Source organism: Burkholderia sp. Ax-1719 (genome assembly GCF_011753055.1).
In the GTDB taxonomy this organism is placed as follows: domain Bacteria; phylum Pseudomonadota; class Gammaproteobacteria; order Burkholderiales; family Burkholderiaceae; genus Paraburkholderia.
The window spans coordinates 74049-94281 of record NZ_VWWJ01000024.1 but is presented as its reverse complement, the minus strand read 5'-3'; the positions used below and the strand labels follow the sequence as shown (position 1 = coordinate 94281).

Sequence of the window (20233 nt, the reverse complement as noted above, 5' to 3'; positions counted from 1 at the left end):
AGATATTCAACGACGGCCAAAGTGGCGTTCGCCACCGCCACCACCACCCAGGCGACCGCCGCCGCCTCCGCCGCCTCCGCCGCCAAATCCACCACCACCGCCGCCACCACGGTTCTGGAAGGCCTCACGGCTTTGCTGGCCGCGCTGCATATCGGCACGCGCTCCGCCGCCATCGCCAGCGCCACGCAACGCGTTGTCGCGATTGGCGCTCTGTGCACGGTTATTGAGGTCGCTCTGCCGGTTGGCGTTCTGCGCGCGGTTGTTCAGTTCGTTCTGGCGGTTGCCGTTCTGCGTGCGATTGTTGAGTTCATTCTGGCGGTTGCCGTTTTGGGCACGATTGTTGAGTTCGTTGCCGCGATTGGCGTTCTGCGTACCGTTCGCACCAGGGGCGCCCGCGCCGGGCCGCGTACCGCCGTGCTGGATATCGTTTAGTCGCTGGCTGGCGTTGCCGTTCATGTTCTGGCCGGTGCGGTTCTGCAAGGTCTGCGCGGCCTGCTGACGCGACTGGTCGTAACCGCGAAACTGGTTGCGCTGACCATTCAGGTTCGCGTTGTTCAAGTTCTGATTGAAGTTCTGGCGACGCTCCACATTGGTGTTGCGATTCCAGTTAGCAGTGGAGCCGTTGGTGTTGATGCGGTTGTTGACGTTGATATTGTTGTAGCGGTTGACGTTGATGTTGACGTCATGCGTACCCCAACCGAAACCGCCCCACAACGAATTGGCCACCGCCACACCCGCGCCGAAGGCGAGCCCGCTCACGAAACCCGCGGCGATCGCATAGCCCGGAGGCGGCGGCATGTACACCGGCGGATAGGCCGGATACGGCCACGTGCCATAGACCACCGTGGGGTTGTAGGTCGGCACATAGACCACCTGCGGATTGGCCGGCTCGATCACGATGGTCTGCGTGGTGGTGGTGCTGGATGCGGGTTGCACCACGACCTTCTGCTGCTCGTTCGACTTGAGATTGCCGGCCTTCTGCGCCTGCGCGCGCAGACGTTGCACGGAATCCATCACATCGTTCGGTTGCGCAAGAAACGCATTGCCGATCTGCGTGACCCAGTCGGGCTTGGACGACATCGTGGCCAACACCTGCGGAAACGCAACCAGCGATTGCACGCTCGGGTCCCAGGGCTGCGAGGCAACCGCCTTGACGGCGTCGTCGCCCTGAAGCTTGGGATTGGCCTTGGACCATGCGGCCGCGGACTGCACGTCCTGCGGGAACGTGGCCGCCATGAGCACCTGCGCGAGCAAGGCGTCGGGATACAGCGCGACGGGCGCGGTGAGGGAATCGAGTTGCTGGTTGGAGAGATGCGCCGCGCTCTGCGCAAGCGCGGCAGTGGGCCCGGCAGGCCCCATGTACAGCGGTGCGGCCGCGAGCGCGGCGCACATGAGCCAGGCAGCATGCTGGCGTACACCGGACGATTTCACGAATCGGTCCTCCTCGTTGCGGGTAGGTCTTTGAGAACGTCCAACTGCGCGTCCCACTTCGGCATGCGTACTTGCGGCGCGAACGTTTGCTTATGCTTGTACGCCCCGCCGCCATGCGATGTCGTACAGGTACTAGCGGACAAAAATATAGGGGTGTGACTCGTAGTGTCAACCGTCGGATCGTTAAAGTTTGTCTGTTTATAAAAGCGGATCAATTAACCCGATAAAAACGGACTACGAAACAATTCGAGAAGCATTCAATCGACGTTCATGCGCGCGACAAACAACGCGTTTACGTCATCAATGGGTCGCGTTTTCAGGTTGCCGACGCGCAGGCGTGAGATGCATGCGCACGAAGCCCACGTGCTCGCGCAGCACGTAGAAAGCATCCGCATAGGCGAGCGGCATGCGCAGCGTATTGAGCGAACCTTCGATCTCGTCGAGTTCGTTGATGAGCGCCACGCGCTCCTCCTCGCTCGTGTGCTTGAGCGCATCGCGCTCGATGGCGATCAGCGCGCCGTAGTAGCGATAGATGCGCGATCGCACACGCCAGCGATAGAGCGCGGGGATCGCTCGCAAGGCAGGAAACACCAGCACCGCCAGCGGCAGCAACAAAACGAGCAGCCGGTCCGCGACGCTCGCGAGCCAGAATGGCAGCGTGCGATACAGAAAGCTTTTGCCCGACCTGTAGTAGCGCGTCGCGTCTTCGCTGATGCGGAAATCGTGTGCATCGGGGCTTGGGAACTGGCCCGCGCGCTGCAACAGACCCGGCACGCCGTTGACTTCGCTCGCGGCCTCGATGATGAGATCTGAGATCGCCGGATGCAGCGTATTGCGCGCAACGATCTCCACCGTCGGCCCAACGAGATGCACGGTCTGCTGCGGCACGCGGCGGCGCAGATCGAGCACGCCCGGCGGCAGGTCAACGCCTTCGAGATACGGAAAAATACGCGTATACGCAGAGGCTTCCTCGAAGCTCATCACCGAGATACCCGGAATATTGAGCAGCCGCAGCATCAGCGTGCGCGTGGTGGAGTCGCCGCTGAGCATGGCGGCGTCGGCGCGATCCGAGACCAGCGCGGTGGCGGCCTCCATGCCGTCTAGCGGCAGGAAAGTGGCGTCGCCGCCTGGGTCCATGCCATTCGCGTGCAACAACCTCAACGACAGCTCACGCGTGCCGCTGCCCACGCGACCAATCGCAATGCGCTTGCCGTCGAGATCGGAAAGTTGCGAAAGCCCGTTGCCGCGATAGAACACCACGATCGGCAGATACGCCACGCTGCCCAGCGACATCAGCGTATCGGTATTGATGCCTTGCGCGATGCCGCCTTGCACGAAGGCGAGATCGACATGCGATTTGGGATTGAGCAGGCGCTGGAGGTTTTCGACCGAGCCGTCCGATTCGAGGATCTTCAGCTTCACACCGTTGCGCGCGAGGATCGTGCGGTAGGCTTCGGCCATCTGCATGAACGAGCTATCGCGCGGCCCCGCGCTGATGGTGATGGAGCGCGGCGGCGCGGGATCGACGAGCCACACCACCAGCGCGACCACCGCAATGCAGAACAACGCGACCGGCAGCGTGGACAACGCGATGTCTCGCCACGCGGGATGCGAGGGATCGCGCATGAAATGCGGCAGGGGCGGTCGATGTCGTCTCATGAGAACCCGGCGGCGTGGCGTCGAACTCTGGAAACTGCATCATGCCATTTTCGCGCCGGATCGGGACGCTGGGGGTTGTGCGGGGTTGCCCCGCTGTCGTGACGTTGAAAGCGAAGCCAGCGCGACGCTTGTTTCAGGCGCGCGCCGTTCTGAAAGCCGGCCGCAAAAACCTCAAGCCGCCGCCTGGGTCAGCGCGAACAGTTCGGCGCGCAAGGCCTTGGCGCGGTCGCGCTTCATGTATTGCTCGAATTCCGTCTGGGCGTCCTGCCAGAGTGCATGCGCCTTGTCGAAGCGCCGCAAGCCGCTTGCCGAAAGCCGATAAACAAGGGTGCGCGTATCGTGCTCGGCAGCCGCCGTGAGCACGAGGCCATCGCGCTGCAAGGGCTTGAGCGCGCGCACGAGCGTGGTGCGATCCATCACGAGATCATCGGAAAGCTCGGCGGCGGTGGCGTCGGGGCGGCCCGCCAGACGCGAGAGAATTGTGAATTGCGCGGCCGTCACGCCCGCCTGCGAAAGATGACGCTCGTAAAGCTGCGTGACGAAGCGCGCGGCCTGCCGCAGCGCAAAACAGTTGCATTCCTCGCGCGTTACTCGCTTCGTCATTGCCGTTCACCTTCGGTTTTGCTTCGTTCGCTTCGTTAGTCCAGGGCGCGCGCACCGCTTTTACACCAGCGCGCGCGCCCGGCCATCATACTTTCTCGAGCGCCAGCGCGATACCCTGGCCGCCGCCGATGCACAGCGTCACCACGCCGCGACGTATGCCGTCACGCTGCATCGACCACGCAAGCCGCGTCGTCAGGATCGCGCCCGTTGCGCCGATCGGATGGCCATGTGCAATCGCGCCGCCTTCCACGTTGACCACATCGTCGGGAATGCCGAGCTGCTTCATCACCGCAAGCGGCACCGCCGCGAACGCCTCGTTGATCTCAAAGCGATCGACATCGCCGAGCGACCAGCTCGCGCGCTGCAAGGCCAGCTGCACTGCCGGCACCGGACCGAGGCCGAACAGGCCCGGCTCGACCGCCGCGACGCCCCACGAGACGAGCCGCACCATCGGCGCGAGGCCGTGCGCTTCGGCGAAACCGCGCTCGGCCACCAGCATTGCCGCGGCCGCGCTGTTGAGCCCCGGCGCGTTGCCCGCCGTGATGGTGCCATCCGGGCGGAATGCAGGCTTGAGTTTCGCCAGCGTTTCGAACGTGGTGTCGGGGCGCGGCGTTTCGTCGGCCTCGAAACGCTCCACGCCCTTGCGGCGCTTCAGTTCCACCGCGACGATTTCCTCCTTGAAACGCCCCGCCGCCTGCGCCGCCGCAAAACGCTGTTGCGAACGCGCAGCCCAGCGGTCCTGCTCTTCGCGCGTGAGTTCGGCTTTCGTTACGAGGTCTTCGGTATGCCAGCCCGAATGCTGGCCCGAAAACGCATCGACCAGACCATCGCGCAACATGCTGTCGTGGACTTCGGCGTTGCCCATGCGATAACCCCAGCGGCCGCCGTCCATCAGATAAGGCGCGCGGTCCATATTCTCCATGCCGCCCGCGAGCGCCACATCGGCGAGGCCGAGCAGGATTTCCTGCGCCGCGCTCGCAATCGCCTGTGCGCCCGAGCCGCATACGCGGTTCACCGTCAACGCGGGCACCTGCACCGGCACGCCGCCGCCCAGTTCCGCCTGGCGCGCGGGATTCATCTTGTTGCCGGCCTGAATGACATTGCCTAGCACCACCGAGCCGAGCAGGGCCGGATCGAGTTTCGCGCGCGCGAGCGTTTCGCGCACCGCGATTGCGCCCAATTCGGTGGCCGGCACGCCCTTGAGCGAACCATTGAATGCACCGATCGCCGTGCGCACCGGCTGACACAAAACGATTTCCCGCGCTGAATTCATGCTGCTCATCGTGTTTTCTCCATGAGATTGCAGAGTCTCTGCGTTCACTGCTCCAGTTTATGTATGCATATGCACACATTCAAAGAAATTCGTGGAGTCGGCACTCGTCGCGCGTGGCATGGTTTATGTCCGATTCAGCGAGGGACAAGGCGCGGATCGTTAGATCCGTGCCTTGTTTCGCGACCTTTAAGCCACAGCCGGGAAATCCAGCGTCGTATCGTTCACGCGATTCACGAGATTCGTGAAGGTGATCGATGCGATCGCCAGGGCCGTTTCCACGATTTGACGCTCCGTATAGCCCGCTTCCTTGACGGCATTCACATCGGCTTGCGCCACCGTGCCGTGTGTACGCACCAGCGTGCGCACGAACCGCACCAGTTCGTCGCGCTTCGCGTCGCCAGTGGCTTCGCCCGCGCGAATCTGCTTCATCGCTTCCGGCGACAGGCCCGCGAACTTGCCCGCCAGCGTGTGAGCGGCCACGCAGTAGTCACAACCGGCGACCTCGCTGACTGCGAGCTTGATCGCTTCGATATCGGCCTTGGTCAGCGCGCCGCCGGCCAGCACGGCTTCCACGCCCAGAATCGAAGCCAGCGCTTCCGGGCTGTGCGTGCCGATGGTGGCGTAAGCATTCGGCACCTTGCCGACAGCCTTGCGGATCTTCGCGAATACTTCTGCAGCAGCGCCGGTGGCTTCTTCGGGCTTGATGGCAGTAAGACGGGACATGATCGACTCCTTGTTCAATGAGAGGGTTGCCGGTTCTGGCGCGCCATCGTCGATGGCATGACTGAAGTCTAGGCGCGCACGCCGCCACTTTTAATGCCAGAATGACGCGACTTCATGCTCATTCGTCTCACGCTGCCGACCATGGATATCCTCAGCCGCCTCCTGTCACTCATGCCTGTCGCGGGCCGTCTCGACGTGCGCTGCCACTTTGGCGCCCCCTGGCGCATCGACCAGCCCGACGCCGACGCCCGCGAAATGCGCTACCACGTGCTGCTCAACGGCACGGCGGTCGTCGAGGACGCCCACGGCGCGCCGACCGAGTTGCAGGCCGGCGATATCGTGCTGTTTCCGTCCGGCGGCGCGCACCAGTTGCACGACGGCAGCGGCGCAACGCCCGCCCCCATCGACAAGCGCGTCGAGCATGGCCGCACCATCGAATCGAATCACGGCGATGGCGAGATCGCCGATGTGCTGTGCGGCAGTTTCGTGCTGCCCGCCGTGCCGCAACGCCTGCTGCGCGAGAATCTGCCGGGACGTCTGGTGGTGAGCAGCGCGCCCAAAGGCGGCGACGTGCCCGAGCGGCTCGTGCGCCTGATCGACCTGCTGCGCGACGAGGCGCTGGAAGCCCAGCCCGGCAGCGAATCGCTCGTCAATCATTTGTCGGGCGCGCTGTTCGCGCTCACGCTGCGCTACGCGAGCCACACCGATGCCCCGCCACGCGGCCTGCTCGCGCTCGCGCAGCGCCCACGCCTGCAACCCGCCATCGACGCGATGTTCGACACGCCCGGCAAGCCCTGGACGCTGCCTGAACTCGCCGAGCTGTGCCACATGTCGCGCGCGACCTTCGCACGTCATTTCGACGAGGCCATCGGCCGATCCGCTTCCGATGTCCTCACCGATATCCGCATGACGCTCGCGGGGCGTCTGCTCGCGCAAGGTAGCCAGCCCGTCGCCGAGATCGGCGAATATGTGGGCTATCAATCCGATGCGGCGTTCCAGCGCGGTTTCAAGCGCCACGTAGGCATGACGCCCGCGCAGTGGCGCAGCGCGGCGCGTGCGAACGCCTGAATTCGCGGATTCATTCGGATAGCGAACCATCAACTGCCCGGCGCGCGCCCCGCATTCTGGGCGATCACGTCGCCGCTTTCGCTCCAGCCGCCGCCCAGCGAGCGATACAGCGCCACCGCCGCCTGTGCGCGCTCGCGCTGCGCATCGTTGAGCAGATCGGCATCGGCGAGCCAGGTTTGCTGCGCGCTCAGCACATCGAGAAAATCGGCCGCGCCGCCCTTGTAGAGCTGGTTCGCAAGCTTGAGCGCTTGCGCCGACGAGCCCACCGCGTCATGCAACTGCTGCGTCTGCGTGGCCGTGCTGACGAGATCGGTGCGGCTGTCCTCCACTTCGCGCAGCGCCTGCAGCATGGTCTGTTGCAGATTGAGCTGCGATTCGCGCATGCGGCTTTCGCTTTGCTCGATATCGGCGGTGATGCGGCCCGCGTTGAAAATCGGGCTGGTCGCGCCCAGTGCCGCGCTGAAGAGATTGTCGGTGAGCGTCGGCATGCCCAGATAGGACGAAGCCAGCACGCCGTCCGTGAGATTGAGCGAGAACTTCGGGTAACGCTCGGCGCGCGCCACGCCCACTTCCGCCGCGCGTTGCTGCACGGTCGCGTAGGCGGCCTGCACGTCGGGGCGGCGCAGCAGCGCTTCGGACGGCAGCAGTTGCGGCACGCTCTGCGGCGCGACGGGAATCGGCGAGGGCGTAGCCAGCGCAAGCTGCGATACGGATTCAGGCGTGCGGCCGGTATACACGGCGATCAGATTGAGCTGATGATCGATACTGGCCTGAGCGCGCGGAATGCGCGCCTGCAGTTCGCTCAACTGCGTCTGCGCGCGCGTCACGTCGAGCTGGGTCGACAGTCCATACTTCAAACGGTCTTGCGTGAGCTGCAAGGTGCGCTGACGTATCGATACGTTATCCTGAAGAATCTTTAATTCAGCCTGTGCCCAGCGCAGATCGACATATGCGGACGCTGTGTCAGCCGCCAGCGCGAGACGCACCGCGTCAAGCGCATGTTTCTGCCCCACCAGACTGGCCTGCGCGGCCAGCAGATCGAGCCGCTCGCCGCCAAATACATCGGGTGACCAGCTCAGCGCCACGCCCGCGCCGGCCTGCTTCACATAGCCCAGCGGCGGCGGCGTGTTCTGGCGCGCGTACGCGCCCTGCGCCGTGAAATCCAGTTGCGGCAGCAGCACGGCGTGCTTTTGCGTGGTGATCGATTGCGCCTGCTTGACGCGTTCCGCCGCGGCCTGCAAGTCGAGATTGCCGTTCAGCACGCCAGCGATCAGCGTGTCGAGCGTAGCGTCGTCGAACTGCGCCCACCAGGCGCGCGCATCGACGGCATCCTGCGGAGCATCAATGCGCCAGGCTGCGGGCGCGGTGGATTGCACGGCGGCGGGCAGATCGGGATGCTGTGCGGGCTGCACGGCACAGGCGGCCAGCGCGGCGGCGGCGAGCGTCGACAAAACAAAGCGCGCGGGCCGGACGAAAGAACGAATGGACGTGAACATGTTGGGACCTTTAAGTCTCGATTCAGGCTCAAATTAAGGCTCAATGCGCGTCGGGCGGCGGCGCGGCGGTCGTGATGGGGCGCGAGAACAGCACGCTGACAAGCGCGACCACAAAGCACAGCGAGAGCACAAAAAACGTATCGGAGAACGTCATCACCAGCGCTTCGCGCAGCACCAGCGCGTGCAGTTGCGCGATGCCGGTTTGCGCCGCGTCGAGCGTATTGCCCGCCACCGACTGCCAGTAAGACGTGCGCCCCGCCAGCAGCCCTTCGACTTGCGGCACGCCATGCGTGACGCTTTCGTTCAGACGCAGATAGTGAAAATTGAGGCGATCGTTGAGCATGGTCGCGCTCACGGCAATGCCGATTGCGCCGCCCAGATTACGCATCAGATTGAACAGACCGCTGGCCGATTTGAGGCGCGAAGGCGGCAGCGAACCCAGCGACATCGTCACGATCGGTGGCACCGCAAACTGCTGGCCAATGCCGCGCAGCGCCTGCGGCAGCAGGAATTGCTGCCAGCCCCAATCGTGCGTGATCGGCACGTACAGATAGCAGCCAAGACCGAAGCACACGAGGCCGAACACCAGCAACGCGCGCATGCTGAAATAACGCGTCGCGTAGGCGTAGACGCCGAGTGCGAGCAACTGGAACACGCCCACCGAAAGCAGCGACAAACCGATCTGCAAGGAGCTGAAGCCGCGCACTTCGGCAAGAAAGAGCGGCGTGAGAAACACCGCCACGAAGATGCCGATGCCCGTCACGAACGACAGCACACTGCCGATGCCGAAGTTGCGCACCGTGAGCGCACGCAGATCGACGATCGGGTCTTTCGCGGTGAGCGCGTGCACGATGAACAGAAAGCCGCTGATCGCCGCGATCCACGCGCAGGCCACGATGGCGTCGTCGCCGAACCAGTTCTTGCGCGGCCCTTCTTCCAGCACGTATTCGAGGCAGCCGAGAAAACCACACATCAGCAGAATGCCGATATAGTCGCCGCGCTTGATAAGCGAGAGATCGGGTTCGTCGATATGCACGTATTTGGGCACCAGCGCGGCCACGGCGATGCCGGGCACGAGGTTCAGATAGAACAGCCAGTGCCACGACCACTGATCGGTGATCCAGCCGCCAATCACGGGGCCGAGCGTCGGTGCGAGCGACGCCAGCGCGCCAATCGTCGTCGAGGCGACGATGCGCTGTTTGCCGGGAAACAGCACGAACGCGGTGGTGAACACGGTGGGGATCATCGCCGCGCCCAGTGCGCCTTGCAGCGCGCGAAACACGATCATCGACTGGATGTCCCACGCAAGACCACACAGCATGCTCGTGATCGTGAAGCCGACCGCCGACGCCACGAACAACCAGCGCGTCGACATCACTTTCGAGAGCCAGCCCGACATCGGGATCACCATGATTTCGGCGATCAGATAAGCGGTCTGCACCCAAGACAGCTCGTCCTGACTCGCTGAAAGTCCGCCGCCGATATCGCGCAGCGAGGACGCCACGATCTGGATATCGAGCGTGGCCATGAAAAAGCCGATGCACATCAGCGCGAAAGCAAACGCGCGCTGGCCGATGGGCTGAAGATGCGGCGCGAGCGGGGCTGCGGGTGCGGCTGGCGTGACAGGCGCAGCAGTGACTTCGGCGGCGGAGGTCGGGGCGTTCATATCGTCTCGCCTGTGGTTCAGTTCGAGGCGGCGGCGACAGGCTTGCCGCCCTCACCAGGCTCACCCTGCTCGCCCAGATGCACCTTCACCGTCGCCGAAAGGCCGGGGCGCAGCACGCCCTCCATGCCCTGCGGCACGTTCACATGAATACGCACCGGCACGCGCTGCACGATCTTCGTGAAGTTGCCCGTGGCGTTTTCGGGCGGCAGCACGCTGAAGGTCGCGCCGGTGGCGGGCGCAAGGCTCTCCACCGTGCCGTGCAGCGTGCCGCTCGCGGCGTCCAGTTCGATATCGGCGCGATCACCCGCACGCATCTTCTTCAACTGGTCTTCCTTGAAGTTGGCGTCCACCCAGAGGTCGCTCGCGGGCACGACCGTCAGGAGCGGCGAGCCCACGTTCGCGAGCATGCCCACGCGGGCCGTGCGATTGCCGATAAAGCCGTCCACGGGCGAGCGGATCGTCGTGTATTCGACGTTGAGCGCGGCGAGACGGCGAGCCGCTTCGGCGGTGCCCACGCGCGCCTGGGCGTCGGCGATCTGCGCGGCGAGCACGTCGAGTTGGCGTTGAGACGCCACCACCGTGGCGCCGCTTTGCGCGACCGAGGCCTGCGCCTTGGCGAAATCGGCGTCGGCGCGCTCGACCAGCTGGTTCGAGACGGCGTCGTCCTTCACCAGCGCCCGGTAACGCGTCTGGTCCTGGGCGCTACGCGTGAGTTCGGCATTCGAGGAGCGCACTTCGGCCTGATGCTGGTTGATGACGGCCGCCTGCAAGGTGCGCTGCGCTTCCAGTTGCGTCACGGCGGCGCGGGCACTCGCGAGATCGGCATCGGCCTGGGCGAGTTTGGCGTCGTAGTCACGCGAATCCAGACGCATCAGCAACTGGCCCGCTTTCACGCGCTGGTTGTCCTGCACGTCGATTTCGGAGACGAAGCCGCTCACGCGTGGCGCCATCAACGTGACGTTGCCGCCCACGTAGGCGTCGTCGGTGCTTTGCACGAAGCGCAGCACAAAGAACCAGTAACCGCCCGCCACCGCGAGCACCAGCGCCACCGCGCCAAGCGCGAGACGCATCCAGGGCAGGCCGGCGCGTTCGCGCGCGGTGGCACCCGAGGCACCTGATGCACCCGTGGCAGGAGTGGAAGGACTCGACATGTCGTTCACCTGTGTATATGCACTATAAAGATTAAAAAATTGCCGCCTTGCGATTGAAGCGGCCCGACTCAAATACCCGTCAAACGGTTTAGTTCACACTGCGCGCGTAATGCGCAACAGCTCGCGCCGCAACCAGGCCGCACGTCGCGGCCCGAAACGGCGCTCGAATTCGTCCTGCGCGGCGCGCCAATGCACGTTGGCATCGAGCAGCCGATCGCGGCCCGCCTGTGTGAGCGCCAGACGCCGGCGACGACAATCGCTTGCCGCCGCGAGATCTTCCACCAGCGCGCCGCGCAGCAGCGGACGCAACGCGCGCACCAGCGTCGTGCGCTCCATCACCATCGTGCGGGACAGCTGCGCCATCGTCAGCGATGCCTCGCCGCCCTCCACCGCCGCCGCGCCCAGCGCGCCCAGAATGCTGAACTGCGTGGGCGTGACGCCTGCCGCGCTCAGGTGGCGCTCGTAAAGCTGCGAGAGATGGCGGGCCGCCTGGCGCACCGCGAAACAATCGTCGTGCTCCGGAAATGGCGCGGGTTCGGCGTCTTGAACCGGCATGTCCGTCAATGAATCGACAAGGGAATCGGCATAGGTGTGCATACGCACAGATTAGACGGCAGTACGCCCCGCCACAACCGTCGCGCGCGGCATCACTTTATGACCGCGCGGAGAACAATCCCTCTTTTATCACTCGCCAGCTTTCACTCGACTTTCTGCGCGGGATGTACCACGCCGCCGAAAAACGCCGTCGCGTGGTCAATGAACGCGCGCACCTTGGCCGGCAGCAGCGTGCGCGAGGTGTAGGCCAGGCGGATTTCGATCTGCATATCGCTCATCGGATAGTCGTCGAGCAGCGTCACGAGCCGCCCGTCGTCCAGTTCCGTCTGCACGAGGCCTTGCGGCAGGATGCCGATGCCAAAGCCCTGCAGCACCATCTCGCGGTTGAACTCGGGGTTGTTCGAGGCGATTTCGTACTTGAGCGGCACGGTCACGTCTTCCCCATCGACGCGGAACGTGAGCGTGGGCTTGCGCAGCGAAGGCGGCATCGGCACGAATACGTGCGCGGCCAGATCGGCGGGATGCCTGGGCGTGGAGGTTGCGGCCAGATACGCGGGCGTGGTGACGAGCGCGAGCGGAATGCGTTCGAGCAGCTTGGTTACGGTCGTATCCGTGTTGAGCATGAACGGCAGCACAAGGCCCAGGTCGTAGCCGTCCGCGACCAGATCGACGGGGCGCTCGGTCATCATCACGTCGAGCGTCACCTTCGGATGCGCGCGCTTGAAGCTGGAAATCAGCGGCACCAGCCGGTTCACCGTGGCCGTGGTGTGCGCGACGATGCGCAGCACGCCGTTGGCTTCGCGGGTCTGCTCCGTGGCGCCGGCCTCCAGCGCGTCGAGATCGTCGAGCACGCGGCAACAGCCGTCGTAGAAGCGCTCGGCGGCTTCCGTCAGCGAAACGGCGCGTGTGGTCCGATGAAAGAGCCGGCTGCCCAGACGCTTTTCGAGCCGCGCAATCGCCCGGGAGACGACGGGCGTGGCGAGGCCGTGCATGTCTGCGGCGCGCGTAAAGCTACGCGCTTCGACGACGGAACGGAAGATCCGCAGGGTGTCGATATAGTCCATGGCGTTTGACGAATGAAACGATGGCGTAGCTTAAGGCCAGACACGCGAGTCTGCTGCAAACCCTCGCGCGCAAGCCCGCGAAGTTACGGCGCGGCCTGACCGAACACTTCGGCGCAGAACGTGCGGCCGTCGTCGGACAGGCTCGCGCGGCCGGTGCCGTCCTCGGACAGCGTGGTCACCACGAGGCCGCTGTCCACCAGCGCGGTCAGATGGCGGCGCAGACCGCTCATCGGCACGCCAGCCTGCTTCGAGAGCTTCGCGAGCGACCATTCGCGATCGGGCGTTTCGCGGTGCGCGCGCCAGAGCTGTTCGAGGATGGCGACCAGCGTTGGGTCGATGCCGCCTTCGCCGTCACCGTCGCGATTGTCACCATCGTCGCTATCGTCGATTTCGTTGCTGTCGTGTTCGTCGTGCATCGTGGGTCTCCTCACGCCATCTTCGCGATCAGCTCGCCGAGCGTCTTCAAGGCCGCCTCGGTCTGCGCCGTCCACGGATAGCTATAGTTCAGGCGAATGTAGTGGTGAAAGTCGTTGCGCATCGAAAACATATATCCCGGCCCGATGGTGATCCCCTGCGCGAGCGCGGCCTGATAGAGCCGCATCGAATCGACGCGCGGCGGCAGCTCCACCCACAGCACGTAACCGCCTTGCGGATCGGACGTGCGCGTGCCGGCTGGAAAGAAACGCTCGATCATCGCACGCATGAGCCGCGCCTGTTGGCGGTAAAAACGCCGCAGCCGGCGCAGATGGCGGTCGTAGCCGTCGTGGCGCAGATAATCGGCGAGCGCCACCTGCGGCACCGAAGGCGTGGTCAGCGTATTGAGGAATTTGAGCTTTTCGACCTGCGCGCGATAGCGGCCCGGCAGCGCCCAGCCGATGCGGTAGGACGCCGAAAGGCTCTTCGAAAACGACGCGCAATGCAGCACCAGCCCGCGCGTGTCGAACTGCTTGAGCGACGCGGGCCGCGTCTGCCCGAAGTACAGCTCCTGATAGACATCGTTCTCGATCACCGGCAGATCGTGTTCGGCCGCCAGCGCCACGAGCCGCGCCTTGTGGTCGTCGGGCATCTGGAAGCCCAGTGGATTCTGGAAGTTCGGCATCACCATGCAGGCGGCCACCTTCTGGCGCTTGAGTACGCGCTCCAGCGCGTCCAGGTCGATGCCGGTGTCCGGGTGCGTGCTCACCTCGATCGCGCGCATGCCCAGACGCTCGATGGCGTGCAGCATCGCGTAGTAGGTGGGCGACTCCACGGCGACCGTGTCGCCGGGTTTGGCCACCGCCTGCAGGCTCAGATTGATGGCCTCGGTCGCGCCTACCGTGATGACGATTTCGTCGGGATCGATGGTGGTGCCGTTTTCGGCGTAGCGGCGCGCGATCTGGCGGATCAGTTCGGGATTGCCGGGCGGCAGGTCGTCGATCAGGTTCCAGCTCGCGTGACGCCGCGCGATGGCGTTCGCGTACTGGTTCACGCGCCGCCACGGATAGAGCGCGGGATCGGGATAAGGCGACCCGAGCGGCACAGCGTCCTGCGCGCCGATGCTGCGCAACGTCGACAGCACCAGGCGGCTCACGTCCACGGGTGCGGGCGCGGCGGCCGGCGCGGCTTTGGCGGCGGCCTTCGGCGGGGTTTTGTTCTCGACGGCTGGCCCCGCGCGGCGCGCTTTCAGCGCGGATTGTGCACTGTGCACCTTCGGCCGCGCCTTCACGAAAAACCCCGACTGCGGCCGCGATTCGATCACCCCGCGGCTCTCCAGCAACGCATAGGCATGCAGCACGGTCTTGATGCTCACGCCGTGCTGCCCACTCGCGCGCCGCACCGACGGAATGCGCTCGCCTGGCCCGAACACGCCGCGCCGGACGGCGGCCTCGATATCGTCGGCAAGCTGTTCGTAACGGGGCACTAAAGACGACGAAGGCGCGGACAGCGGAACGTTCATGACGGCAAGGCAGGCACAGAGGCGATTCTGGGAGTCTATGTCAAATCGTCGCAACTGTATCCCTTGCTTTTCCGATTTTCTGTGCCCACCAGGTGCACAGCCAACCAGTAGTCTCACGACATCGGGCAGTCCGCCCACCTCCATCGAAGCAGATCCGAAGCCAGCGCATCATGAAGAAGCCCGAAGCCCGCATCGAGCCGTACCATCATCCCGCCGCCGGTTGGGGCGCCCTGAAACAGGTCGCGATCAACCTCATCAAGGAAAAGGTCTCGGGCGGCAACTACCGCACGCTGCTCAAGCAGAACCAGCCCGACGGCTTCGACTGCCCCGGCTGCGCCTGGCCGGACCGCGAGCACGCGTCCACGTTCGAATTCTGCGAAAACGGCGTGAAAGCCGTGGCCGCGGAAGCCACCAGCAAGCGCGTGACGCCGGCGTTCTTCGAGCAATACACCGTCACCGACCTGATGGCGCAGTCGGACTACGAGCTGGAACAGCACGGCCGACTGACCGATCCGATGGTCTACGACGCCAAAAGCGACCGCTACGTGCCGATCGACTGGGATGCCGCCTTCGCGCTGATCGCGAAGCACCTCAAGGCGCTCGACGATCCGAACCGCGCCGCCTTCTACACCTCGGGCCGCGCCAGCAACGAAGCCGCGTTCCTGTATCAGCTGTTCGTGCGCATGTACGGCACCAACAACTTCCCCGACTGCTCGAACATGTGCCACGAAGCCACCAGCCGCGGCCTGCCGGGCACGGTCGGCATCGGCAAGGGCACGGTCACGCTCGACGACTTCGAGCACGCGGATACGATCCTCATCTTCGGCCAGAATCCCGCGACCAATCACCCGCGCATGCTGGGCGAACTGCGCGACTGCGCCAAGCGCGGCGCGACCATCGTGTCGATCAACCCGCTCAAGGAACGCGGTCTGGAGCGCTTCGCGAGCCCGCAGCACACCCTCGACATGCTCTCGCCCAAGGGCGTGCAGATCAGTTCGGTGTTCATCCGCCCGCGCATCGGCGGCGACTTCGCGCTCATCAAGGGCGTGGCCAAGCGCACGCTCGAACTCGACGATCAAGCCGTGGCGCAAGGCACGGAACGTATTCTCGACGTCGATTTCATCGCTGAACATACCGTCGATTTCGACGCCTTCTGCGCCGATCTGCGCGCGGAGTCGTGGGATACGATCGTCGCCGAAGCGGGTGTGCCGATGGAGGAAATCCTCAAGCTCGCCGATATCTACGTAAACGGTAAAGCCGTGATCTCGACGTGGGGCATGGGCATCACGCAGCACAAGAATTCGGTGGCGACGATCCAGTTGCTCTCGAACCTCATGATGATGCGCGGCAATATTGGCCGACGCGGCGCGGGCCTGTGCCCGGTGCGCGGCCACTCGAACGTGCAGGGCGACCGCACCGTCGGCATCGAGGAAAAGCCCACGCAGGCCTTCCTCGACCGCCTGGGCAAAGCCTACGATTTCGAGCCGCCGCGCGAGCATGGCTACGACGTGGTCGAATCGATTCACGCGATGCTCGAAGGGCATGTGAAGGTGTTCATCGGTCTGGGCGGCAACTTTGCGATTGCCACGCCCGACACGCCGCGCACCTTCGACGCGATGCGCTCGTGCGCGCTCACCGTGCACGTGACCACCAAGCTCAACCGCAGCCATCTGATTCACGGCGAAGACGCGCTGATCCTGCCGACGCTCGGCCGCACCGAAATCGACCTGCAGAACGGCGTGGCGCAAGGCGTGACCGTCGAGGATTCGATGAGCATGGTGCATATCTCGTACGGCATGAATCGTCCGGCTTCGCAGAACCTGCTGTCGGAAATCGCTATCGTCGCGCGCATGGCGCATGCGACGCTGGGTAGCGACAAGGTGGACTGGCTCGATCTGGCCGCCGATTACGCGAAGATTCGCGACGGCATCGAACAGGTGTTCGACGGCTTCCAGAACTACAACGAGCGCATCAAGCACCCGGGCGGCTTCCACCTGGGCGTCGCCTCGCGCGACCGCGTCTGGAAAACGCCTAGCGGCAAGGCGCAATTCAAGGTGCACGCGATCTCGCTCGACACGCCGATCCACCGCGCGCGCGCCGAACACGGCCAGCAGTTGATGACGCTGATGACGACGCGCTCGCACGATCAGTACAACACGACGATCTACGGTCTGGACGACCGCTATCGCGGCGTGTACGGCCAGCGCCGCGTGCTGTTCGCGAACAAGGACGATCTGGCGATGCTCGGCTTCGAAAACGGCCAGCATGTGGATATCACGAGCGTCTGGGACGACGGCGTGGAGCGCCACGTGGAAGACTTCCTGCTGGTGGAATACGACATTCCGCGTGGATGCCTCGGCGCTTACTATCCGGAAACCAATCCGCTGGTGCCGCTCTCGTCGATTGCGGATGGCGCGGGTACGCCGACTTCGAAGTCGATTCCGGTGCTGCTTTCGGCTTCTAAAGTGGCGATGGCGGCTTGAGTTAGAACGCTGTTAGCGGGAAATAAAAAAGCCATTCCGGTTTGCACCGGAATGGCTTTTTGCTTTGCGGTCGAAGCGGCTTACGCTTCGTGTTCCGCTGCAACGCGCGCGGCCTTCGGCTCTGCGCTCGTTTGCCCCGTCAGCGGGCCGATTTCCATCTCGTCGTAGCGAATGAAACGCGTCCGCTTGACGATGCGATAACCCAGCCACATCAGCGCGAACAGCGGAATGCCGATATACGTCGCCACCACGCTTGCCCAGTCGATCTTGCTCGACGTGAACGCCTGATAGTCCTGTCCCAGCATGATGATGAGGCAGACCACGAACGCGAAGATCGGGCCAATGGGGAACCACTTCGAGCGATACGGCAGTTGCGCGAACGAATGCCCTTGCGCGACAAAGCCCTTGCGGAAGCGGTAGTGGCTCACGGCAATGCCCAGCCACGCGATAAAACCGGTCATCCCCGAAGTATTGAGCAGCCACATGTAGACGGTCTTGTCGCCGTACATCGACGACAGGAAGCACAGCGCGCCCACCGCCGTGGTGGCGTAGAGCGCATTGCGCGGCACGCCGCTCGACGACAGCTTCGCGAAGACCTTGGGCGCACGGCCCTCGACGGCGAGGTTGTAGAGCATACGCGTGGACGCATACATGCCCGAGTTGCCCGCTGACAGCACCGCCGTCAGGATCACCGCATTCATCACGCCCGCCGACAGCGCCAGACCCGCGCGACGGAACACTAGCGTGAACGGACTCACGCCGATATCGGTGACATCGGACTTGAGCAGATTCGGATCGGTATGCGGAATCAGCAGACCGATAACAATGATCGCGAGGACGTAGAACAGCAGAATGCGCCAGAACACCTGACGCACCGCGCGCGGAATCGTCTTGCCAGGATTCTCTGACTCACCAGCCGCGACGCCGATCAGCTCCGTGCCCTGGAAAGAGAAGCCCGCGATCATGGTGACGCCCAGCAACGCGGGCAGACCGCCCACGAACGGACCGCCTTCCGACGTGAACGTGCCCCAGACGTGATCCGCACCGCCCTTCATCACGCCGACGATCATGAACAGACCCACGCCGATAAACGCCACGACGGTCACGACCTTGATCAGCGAGAACCAGTATTCCGCCTCACCGAAACCGCGCACAGACAGGGCGTTGAGCAGGAACATGATGGCGAGGAAGCCCGCGCTCCACCAGACGCCCGCAACATGCGGGAACCAGTAGCCCATCACCAGCTGCGAAGCGACCAGTTCGACCGCGATCGTCACCGCCCAGTTGTACCAATAGTTCCAGCCGAGCGCGAAGCCGAAGCCCTCGTCGACGAATTTCGCGCCGTAAGTCGCGAACGAGCCGGAGACAGGCATGAAGGCCGCCATCTCGCCGAGACTCGTCATCAGGAAGTAGACCATCAGGCCGATCACCAGGTAGGCGGCGAGCGCGCCGCCGGGACCGGCCTGCGAGATCGACGCGCCCGAGGCGACGAACAGCCCCGTGCCGATCGAACCGCCGATCGCGATCATGGTGAGGTGGCGGGCTTTGAGACTGCGATGCAACGAAGGCTGCTCGTCCCCGGAGCGGGATGTGCCCCCTGAAACGCGATGCGGATCCGAATCCATATAACTCTATTTCTTTCTGGCTAGTGTGACTGGGTGTGCTGGCCTGTCTCTCGAGGCCGGACGGACGGCCCGGGGCGCGGTCATCGCGCAGGCGGATGACCGTTCCATTCTTTACGGATGGCTGACAAAGGACGGCGGCAATGTTGCTGTGTGGCTGCCACCGCACGGGGATTCGACCCCGTAATCTGACGCAACGCCGCGATGAGCGTGCCGGGTGAATCAATCAATCGACCGAATGGACTGCACGCCCTCGAAGGCGCAACCCATCATTTTATCGTAGTGGGGGTTGGGGCGGGGAAGGGGCTGGATGAAGGTAGTTCTTGGGGACGCGACTGGCGTTCAAATCGAAATGCCCCGCCGAGGTGGGGCCACCGCTGTCGAGCGCTTGAACTACTGTATTGCACGGCTCGTCGGTGTCACACGCGGATCGTCGCACAGCCGTTCGCAACTGCCGTTACACAACGGTACGAGTTCAATCGCGATCTGATGGAGATTCAATGAGCCATCTTCGTTCTTAACCATCTGATCGGTCAGTGTCTTCGGTTCAATCAGAACATTTTGCGGCTTGATGCCCAGTTGGACGAGATAGGTACTGACGACTGCACCGCGCTCACTTTTCAACTTCTCGGCGTTCTTCTCTCCAACATACGCACCCGCGATCACGACGGCCTGAATATCGACATCGGGCCACTTTTTCGCTTCGAGAACAATATTCGCAATCGCCAGCCTGTCTTCGTTTGTCAGCGAGGTTGAGTTGAAGGGAAAACGTGTTTCCATAAACTCATTGATGCTGCATGCGTGAGCAGATTGGGAGAACGATAAAGCCGCTAGTACGACCATCGATGAAAGAAATAGCGCTTTCTTCGTCAAGGTACACCTCGCGGTTTTAAGTTAGCCGTGGATGACTCCAGCCCTATGCCAAGAAGGTCACTCAGAAACTTGTTCTGGATCGTTCGCTGCTCATAGGCACACTGCTCGTAGGGCACGGGATACATCGAACCGTCCGGCTGGCGCTCCCATCTGACGCTCGCGTCTCGCTGCAACTCACAGAACTTCAGCGAATCATCCTGCGATCGCATGTATCCATCGAGAAGTGCGAGATGCGAACTCCCGGCGGGAATTCCCGCGCGAATGCGCACATAGATTTGCTGGTTTGCTGCCTCGATATCCTGTCGGAGGCCGGAGTAGCACTCGGCATCGCTGAAACCGCCGCCCAGATGCTTGAGGCATTCCGGATTTGTCTTTGCACAAGCGAGGCCGGAGAACATTAGGCCAATCACGAAGTCGACAACCCACCGCTCAACGCGAAGCGCCAAAACCTCCGAAGCGAAAAGGCAGCCATATGGCCATAGAAAGCAACACCGCATAAATGCACTCCCTCCAGAAACCGATTAGCGCATACTGGCTGATTCAAGGGGAGTGAAGGAATCAGTAAAATCCGATTTAATGAATACAAAAAATAAAAAATTACACGCCAATCAGCAGTTTCAGCGAATAGCG

17 protein-coding genes are annotated in these 20233 nt (G+C 63.6%); 2 read left to right on the top strand and 15 right to left on the bottom strand.

From position 1 onward, the window contains the following. Positions 1 to 6 precede the first annotated feature (6 nt). The 5 genes from F3J17_RS29670 to F3J17_RS29650 form a co-directional block, all read right to left on the bottom strand. Positions 7 to 1359 (bottom strand): DUF3300 domain-containing protein, encoded by a 1353-nt coding sequence (locus F3J17_RS29670; protein ID WP_167067871.1) that lies wholly within the window; start codon positions 1357 to 1359, stop codon positions 7 to 9. 372 nt (positions 1360 to 1731) lie between these two features. Beyond that, positions 1732 to 3090 carry a TAXI family TRAP transporter solute-binding subunit gene (locus tag F3J17_RS29665; protein ID WP_167067788.1) on the bottom strand — a complete coding sequence of 453 codons (1359 nt, stop codon included), beginning with the start codon at positions 3088 to 3090 and terminating at the stop codon, positions 1732 to 1734. Between the two features lie 171 nt (positions 3091 to 3261). Next, entirely contained in the window at positions 3262 to 3693 is a 432-nt protein-coding gene (locus tag F3J17_RS29660) for a MarR family winged helix-turn-helix transcriptional regulator (RefSeq protein WP_167067785.1), read from the bottom strand. Between the two features lie 85 nt (positions 3694 to 3778). Beyond that, a complete protein-coding gene (locus F3J17_RS29655) occupies positions 3779 to 4966 on the bottom strand; it encodes a thiolase family protein (RefSeq protein ID WP_167067868.1) in 1188 nt (395 codons plus the stop codon). Positions 4967 to 5152: 186 nt separating this feature from the next. Beyond that, on the bottom strand, positions 5153 to 5689 hold the full coding sequence (locus F3J17_RS29650) for a carboxymuconolactone decarboxylase family protein (protein ID WP_167067782.1): 537 nt from the start codon (positions 5687 to 5689) through the stop codon (positions 5153 to 5155). Positions 5690 to 5803: 114 nt separating this feature from the next. Between F3J17_RS29650 and F3J17_RS29645 the strand changes: the two genes are divergently transcribed. Next, positions 5804 to 6757, top strand: coding sequence for an AraC family transcriptional regulator (locus F3J17_RS29645; RefSeq protein ID WP_345891267.1), 954 nt, complete (start codon positions 5804 to 5806; stop codon positions 6755 to 6757). 29 nt (positions 6758 to 6786) lie between these two features. Here the strand turns inward: F3J17_RS29645 and F3J17_RS29640 are convergent, their stop codons facing one another. The 7 genes from F3J17_RS29640 to F3J17_RS29610 all read right to left on the bottom strand — a co-directional run bounded on the left by F3J17_RS29640 (position 6787) and on the right by F3J17_RS29610 (position 14589). Beyond that, positions 6787 to 8253, bottom strand: a complete 1467-nt coding sequence (locus F3J17_RS29640) for an efflux transporter outer membrane subunit (RefSeq protein WP_167067779.1) — start codon at positions 8251 to 8253, stop codon at positions 6787 to 6789. A 40-nt stretch (positions 8254 to 8293) separates the two neighbouring features. Continuing rightward, complete coding sequence (locus F3J17_RS29635) at positions 8294 to 9919, bottom strand: DHA2 family efflux MFS transporter permease subunit (protein ID WP_167067776.1); 1626 nt, start codon at positions 9917 to 9919, stop codon at positions 8294 to 8296. Positions 9920 to 9936: 17 nt separating this feature from the next. Continuing rightward, a complete protein-coding gene (locus tag F3J17_RS29630; RefSeq protein ID WP_167067773.1) occupies positions 9937 to 11070 on the bottom strand; it encodes an HlyD family secretion protein in 1134 nt (377 codons plus the stop codon). A gap of 93 nt (positions 11071 to 11163) precedes the next feature. Further along, positions 11164 to 11625, bottom strand: a complete 462-nt coding sequence (locus F3J17_RS29625) for a MarR family winged helix-turn-helix transcriptional regulator (protein WP_167067770.1) — start codon at positions 11623 to 11625, stop codon at positions 11164 to 11166. A 143-nt stretch (positions 11626 to 11768) separates the two neighbouring features. Next, on the bottom strand, positions 11769 to 12689 hold the full coding sequence (locus tag F3J17_RS29620) for a LysR family transcriptional regulator (protein WP_167067767.1): 921 nt from the start codon (positions 12687 to 12689) through the stop codon (positions 11769 to 11771). Positions 12690 to 12772: 83 nt separating this feature from the next. Further along, positions 12773 to 13105: a helix-turn-helix domain-containing protein gene (locus F3J17_RS29615; protein WP_167067764.1), complete on the bottom strand. Its 333-nt coding sequence runs from the start codon at positions 13103 to 13105 to the stop codon at positions 12773 to 12775. 11 nt (positions 13106 to 13116) lie between these two features. After that, positions 13117 to 14589: a PLP-dependent aminotransferase family protein gene (locus F3J17_RS29610; RefSeq protein WP_167067863.1), complete on the bottom strand. Its 1473-nt coding sequence runs from the start codon at positions 14587 to 14589 to the stop codon at positions 13117 to 13119. 206 nt (positions 14590 to 14795) lie between these two features. On the opposite strand from F3J17_RS29610, the gene F3J17_RS29605 reads away from it, so the two are divergent. Further along, positions 14796 to 17108, top strand: a complete 2313-nt coding sequence (locus F3J17_RS29605) for an FdhF/YdeP family oxidoreductase (RefSeq protein ID WP_167067761.1) — start codon at positions 14796 to 14798, stop codon at positions 17106 to 17108. 80 nt (positions 17109 to 17188) lie between these two features. Here F3J17_RS29605 and F3J17_RS29600 read toward each other — a convergent pair whose 3' ends face one another. The 3 genes from F3J17_RS29600 to F3J17_RS29590 all read right to left on the bottom strand — a co-directional run bounded on the left by F3J17_RS29600 (position 17189) and on the right by F3J17_RS29590 (position 20001). Continuing rightward, a complete protein-coding gene (locus tag F3J17_RS29600) occupies positions 17189 to 18733 on the bottom strand; it encodes an amino acid permease (protein WP_167067757.1) in 1545 nt (514 codons plus the stop codon). Positions 18734 to 19123: 390 nt separating this feature from the next. Next, complete coding sequence (locus F3J17_RS29595) at positions 19124 to 19603, bottom strand: hypothetical protein (protein ID WP_240161206.1); 480 nt, start codon at positions 19601 to 19603, stop codon at positions 19124 to 19126. Further along, complete coding sequence (locus F3J17_RS29590) at positions 19600 to 20001, bottom strand: hypothetical protein (protein ID WP_167067754.1); 402 nt, start codon at positions 19999 to 20001, stop codon at positions 19600 to 19602. Before F3J17_RS29590 ends, F3J17_RS29595 begins: the two co-directional genes overlap by 4 nt. Positions 20002 to 20233: the final 232 nt, after the last annotated feature.

Coding starts and splice junctions, on each gene's coding strand:
- F3J17_RS29645 (WP_345891267.1), top strand. CDS start 5,804: ATGCTCATTCGTCTCACGCTGCCGACCATGGATATCCTCAGCCGCCTC.
- F3J17_RS29635 (WP_167067776.1), bottom strand. CDS start 9,919: ATGAACGCCCCGACCTCCGCCGCCGAAGTCACTGCTGCGCCTGTCACG.
- F3J17_RS29605 (WP_167067761.1), top strand. CDS start 14,796: ATGAAGAAGCCCGAAGCCCGCATCGAGCCGTACCATCATCCCGCCGCC.
- F3J17_RS29650 (WP_167067782.1), bottom strand. CDS start 5,689: ATGTCCCGTCTTACTGCCATCAAGCCCGAAGAAGCCACCGGCGCTGCT.
- F3J17_RS29660 (WP_167067785.1), bottom strand. CDS start 3,693: ATGACGAAGCGAGTAACGCGCGAGGAATGCAACTGTTTTGCGCTGCGG.
- F3J17_RS29590 (WP_167067754.1), bottom strand. CDS start 20,001: ATGTTCTCCGGCCTCGCTTGTGCAAAGACAAATCCGGAATGCCTCAAG.
- F3J17_RS29625 (WP_167067770.1), bottom strand. CDS start 11,625: ATGCCGGTTCAAGACGCCGAACCCGCGCCATTTCCGGAGCACGACGAT.
- F3J17_RS29620 (WP_167067767.1), bottom strand. CDS start 12,689: ATGGACTATATCGACACCCTGCGGATCTTCCGTTCCGTCGTCGAAGCG.
- F3J17_RS29630 (WP_167067773.1), bottom strand. CDS start 11,070: ATGTCGAGTCCTTCCACTCCTGCCACGGGTGCATCAGGTGCCTCGGGT.
- F3J17_RS29665 (WP_167067788.1), bottom strand. CDS start 3,090: ATGAGACGACATCGACCGCCCCTGCCGCATTTCATGCGCGATCCCTCG.
- F3J17_RS29600 (WP_167067757.1), bottom strand. CDS start 18,733: ATGGATTCGGATCCGCATCGCGTTTCAGGGGGCACATCCCGCTCCGGG.
- F3J17_RS29655 (WP_167067868.1), bottom strand. CDS start 4,966: ATGAATTCAGCGCGGGAAATCGTTTTGTGTCAGCCGGTGCGCACGGCG.
- F3J17_RS29670 (WP_167067871.1), bottom strand. CDS start 1,359: ATGGGGCCTGCCGGGCCCACTGCCGCGCTTGCGCAGAGCGCGGCGCAT.
- F3J17_RS29640 (WP_167067779.1), bottom strand. CDS start 8,253: ATGTTCACGTCCATTCGTTCTTTCGTCCGGCCCGCGCGCTTTGTTTTG.
- F3J17_RS29615 (WP_167067764.1), bottom strand. CDS start 13,105: ATGCACGACGAACACGACAGCAACGAAATCGACGATAGCGACGATGGT.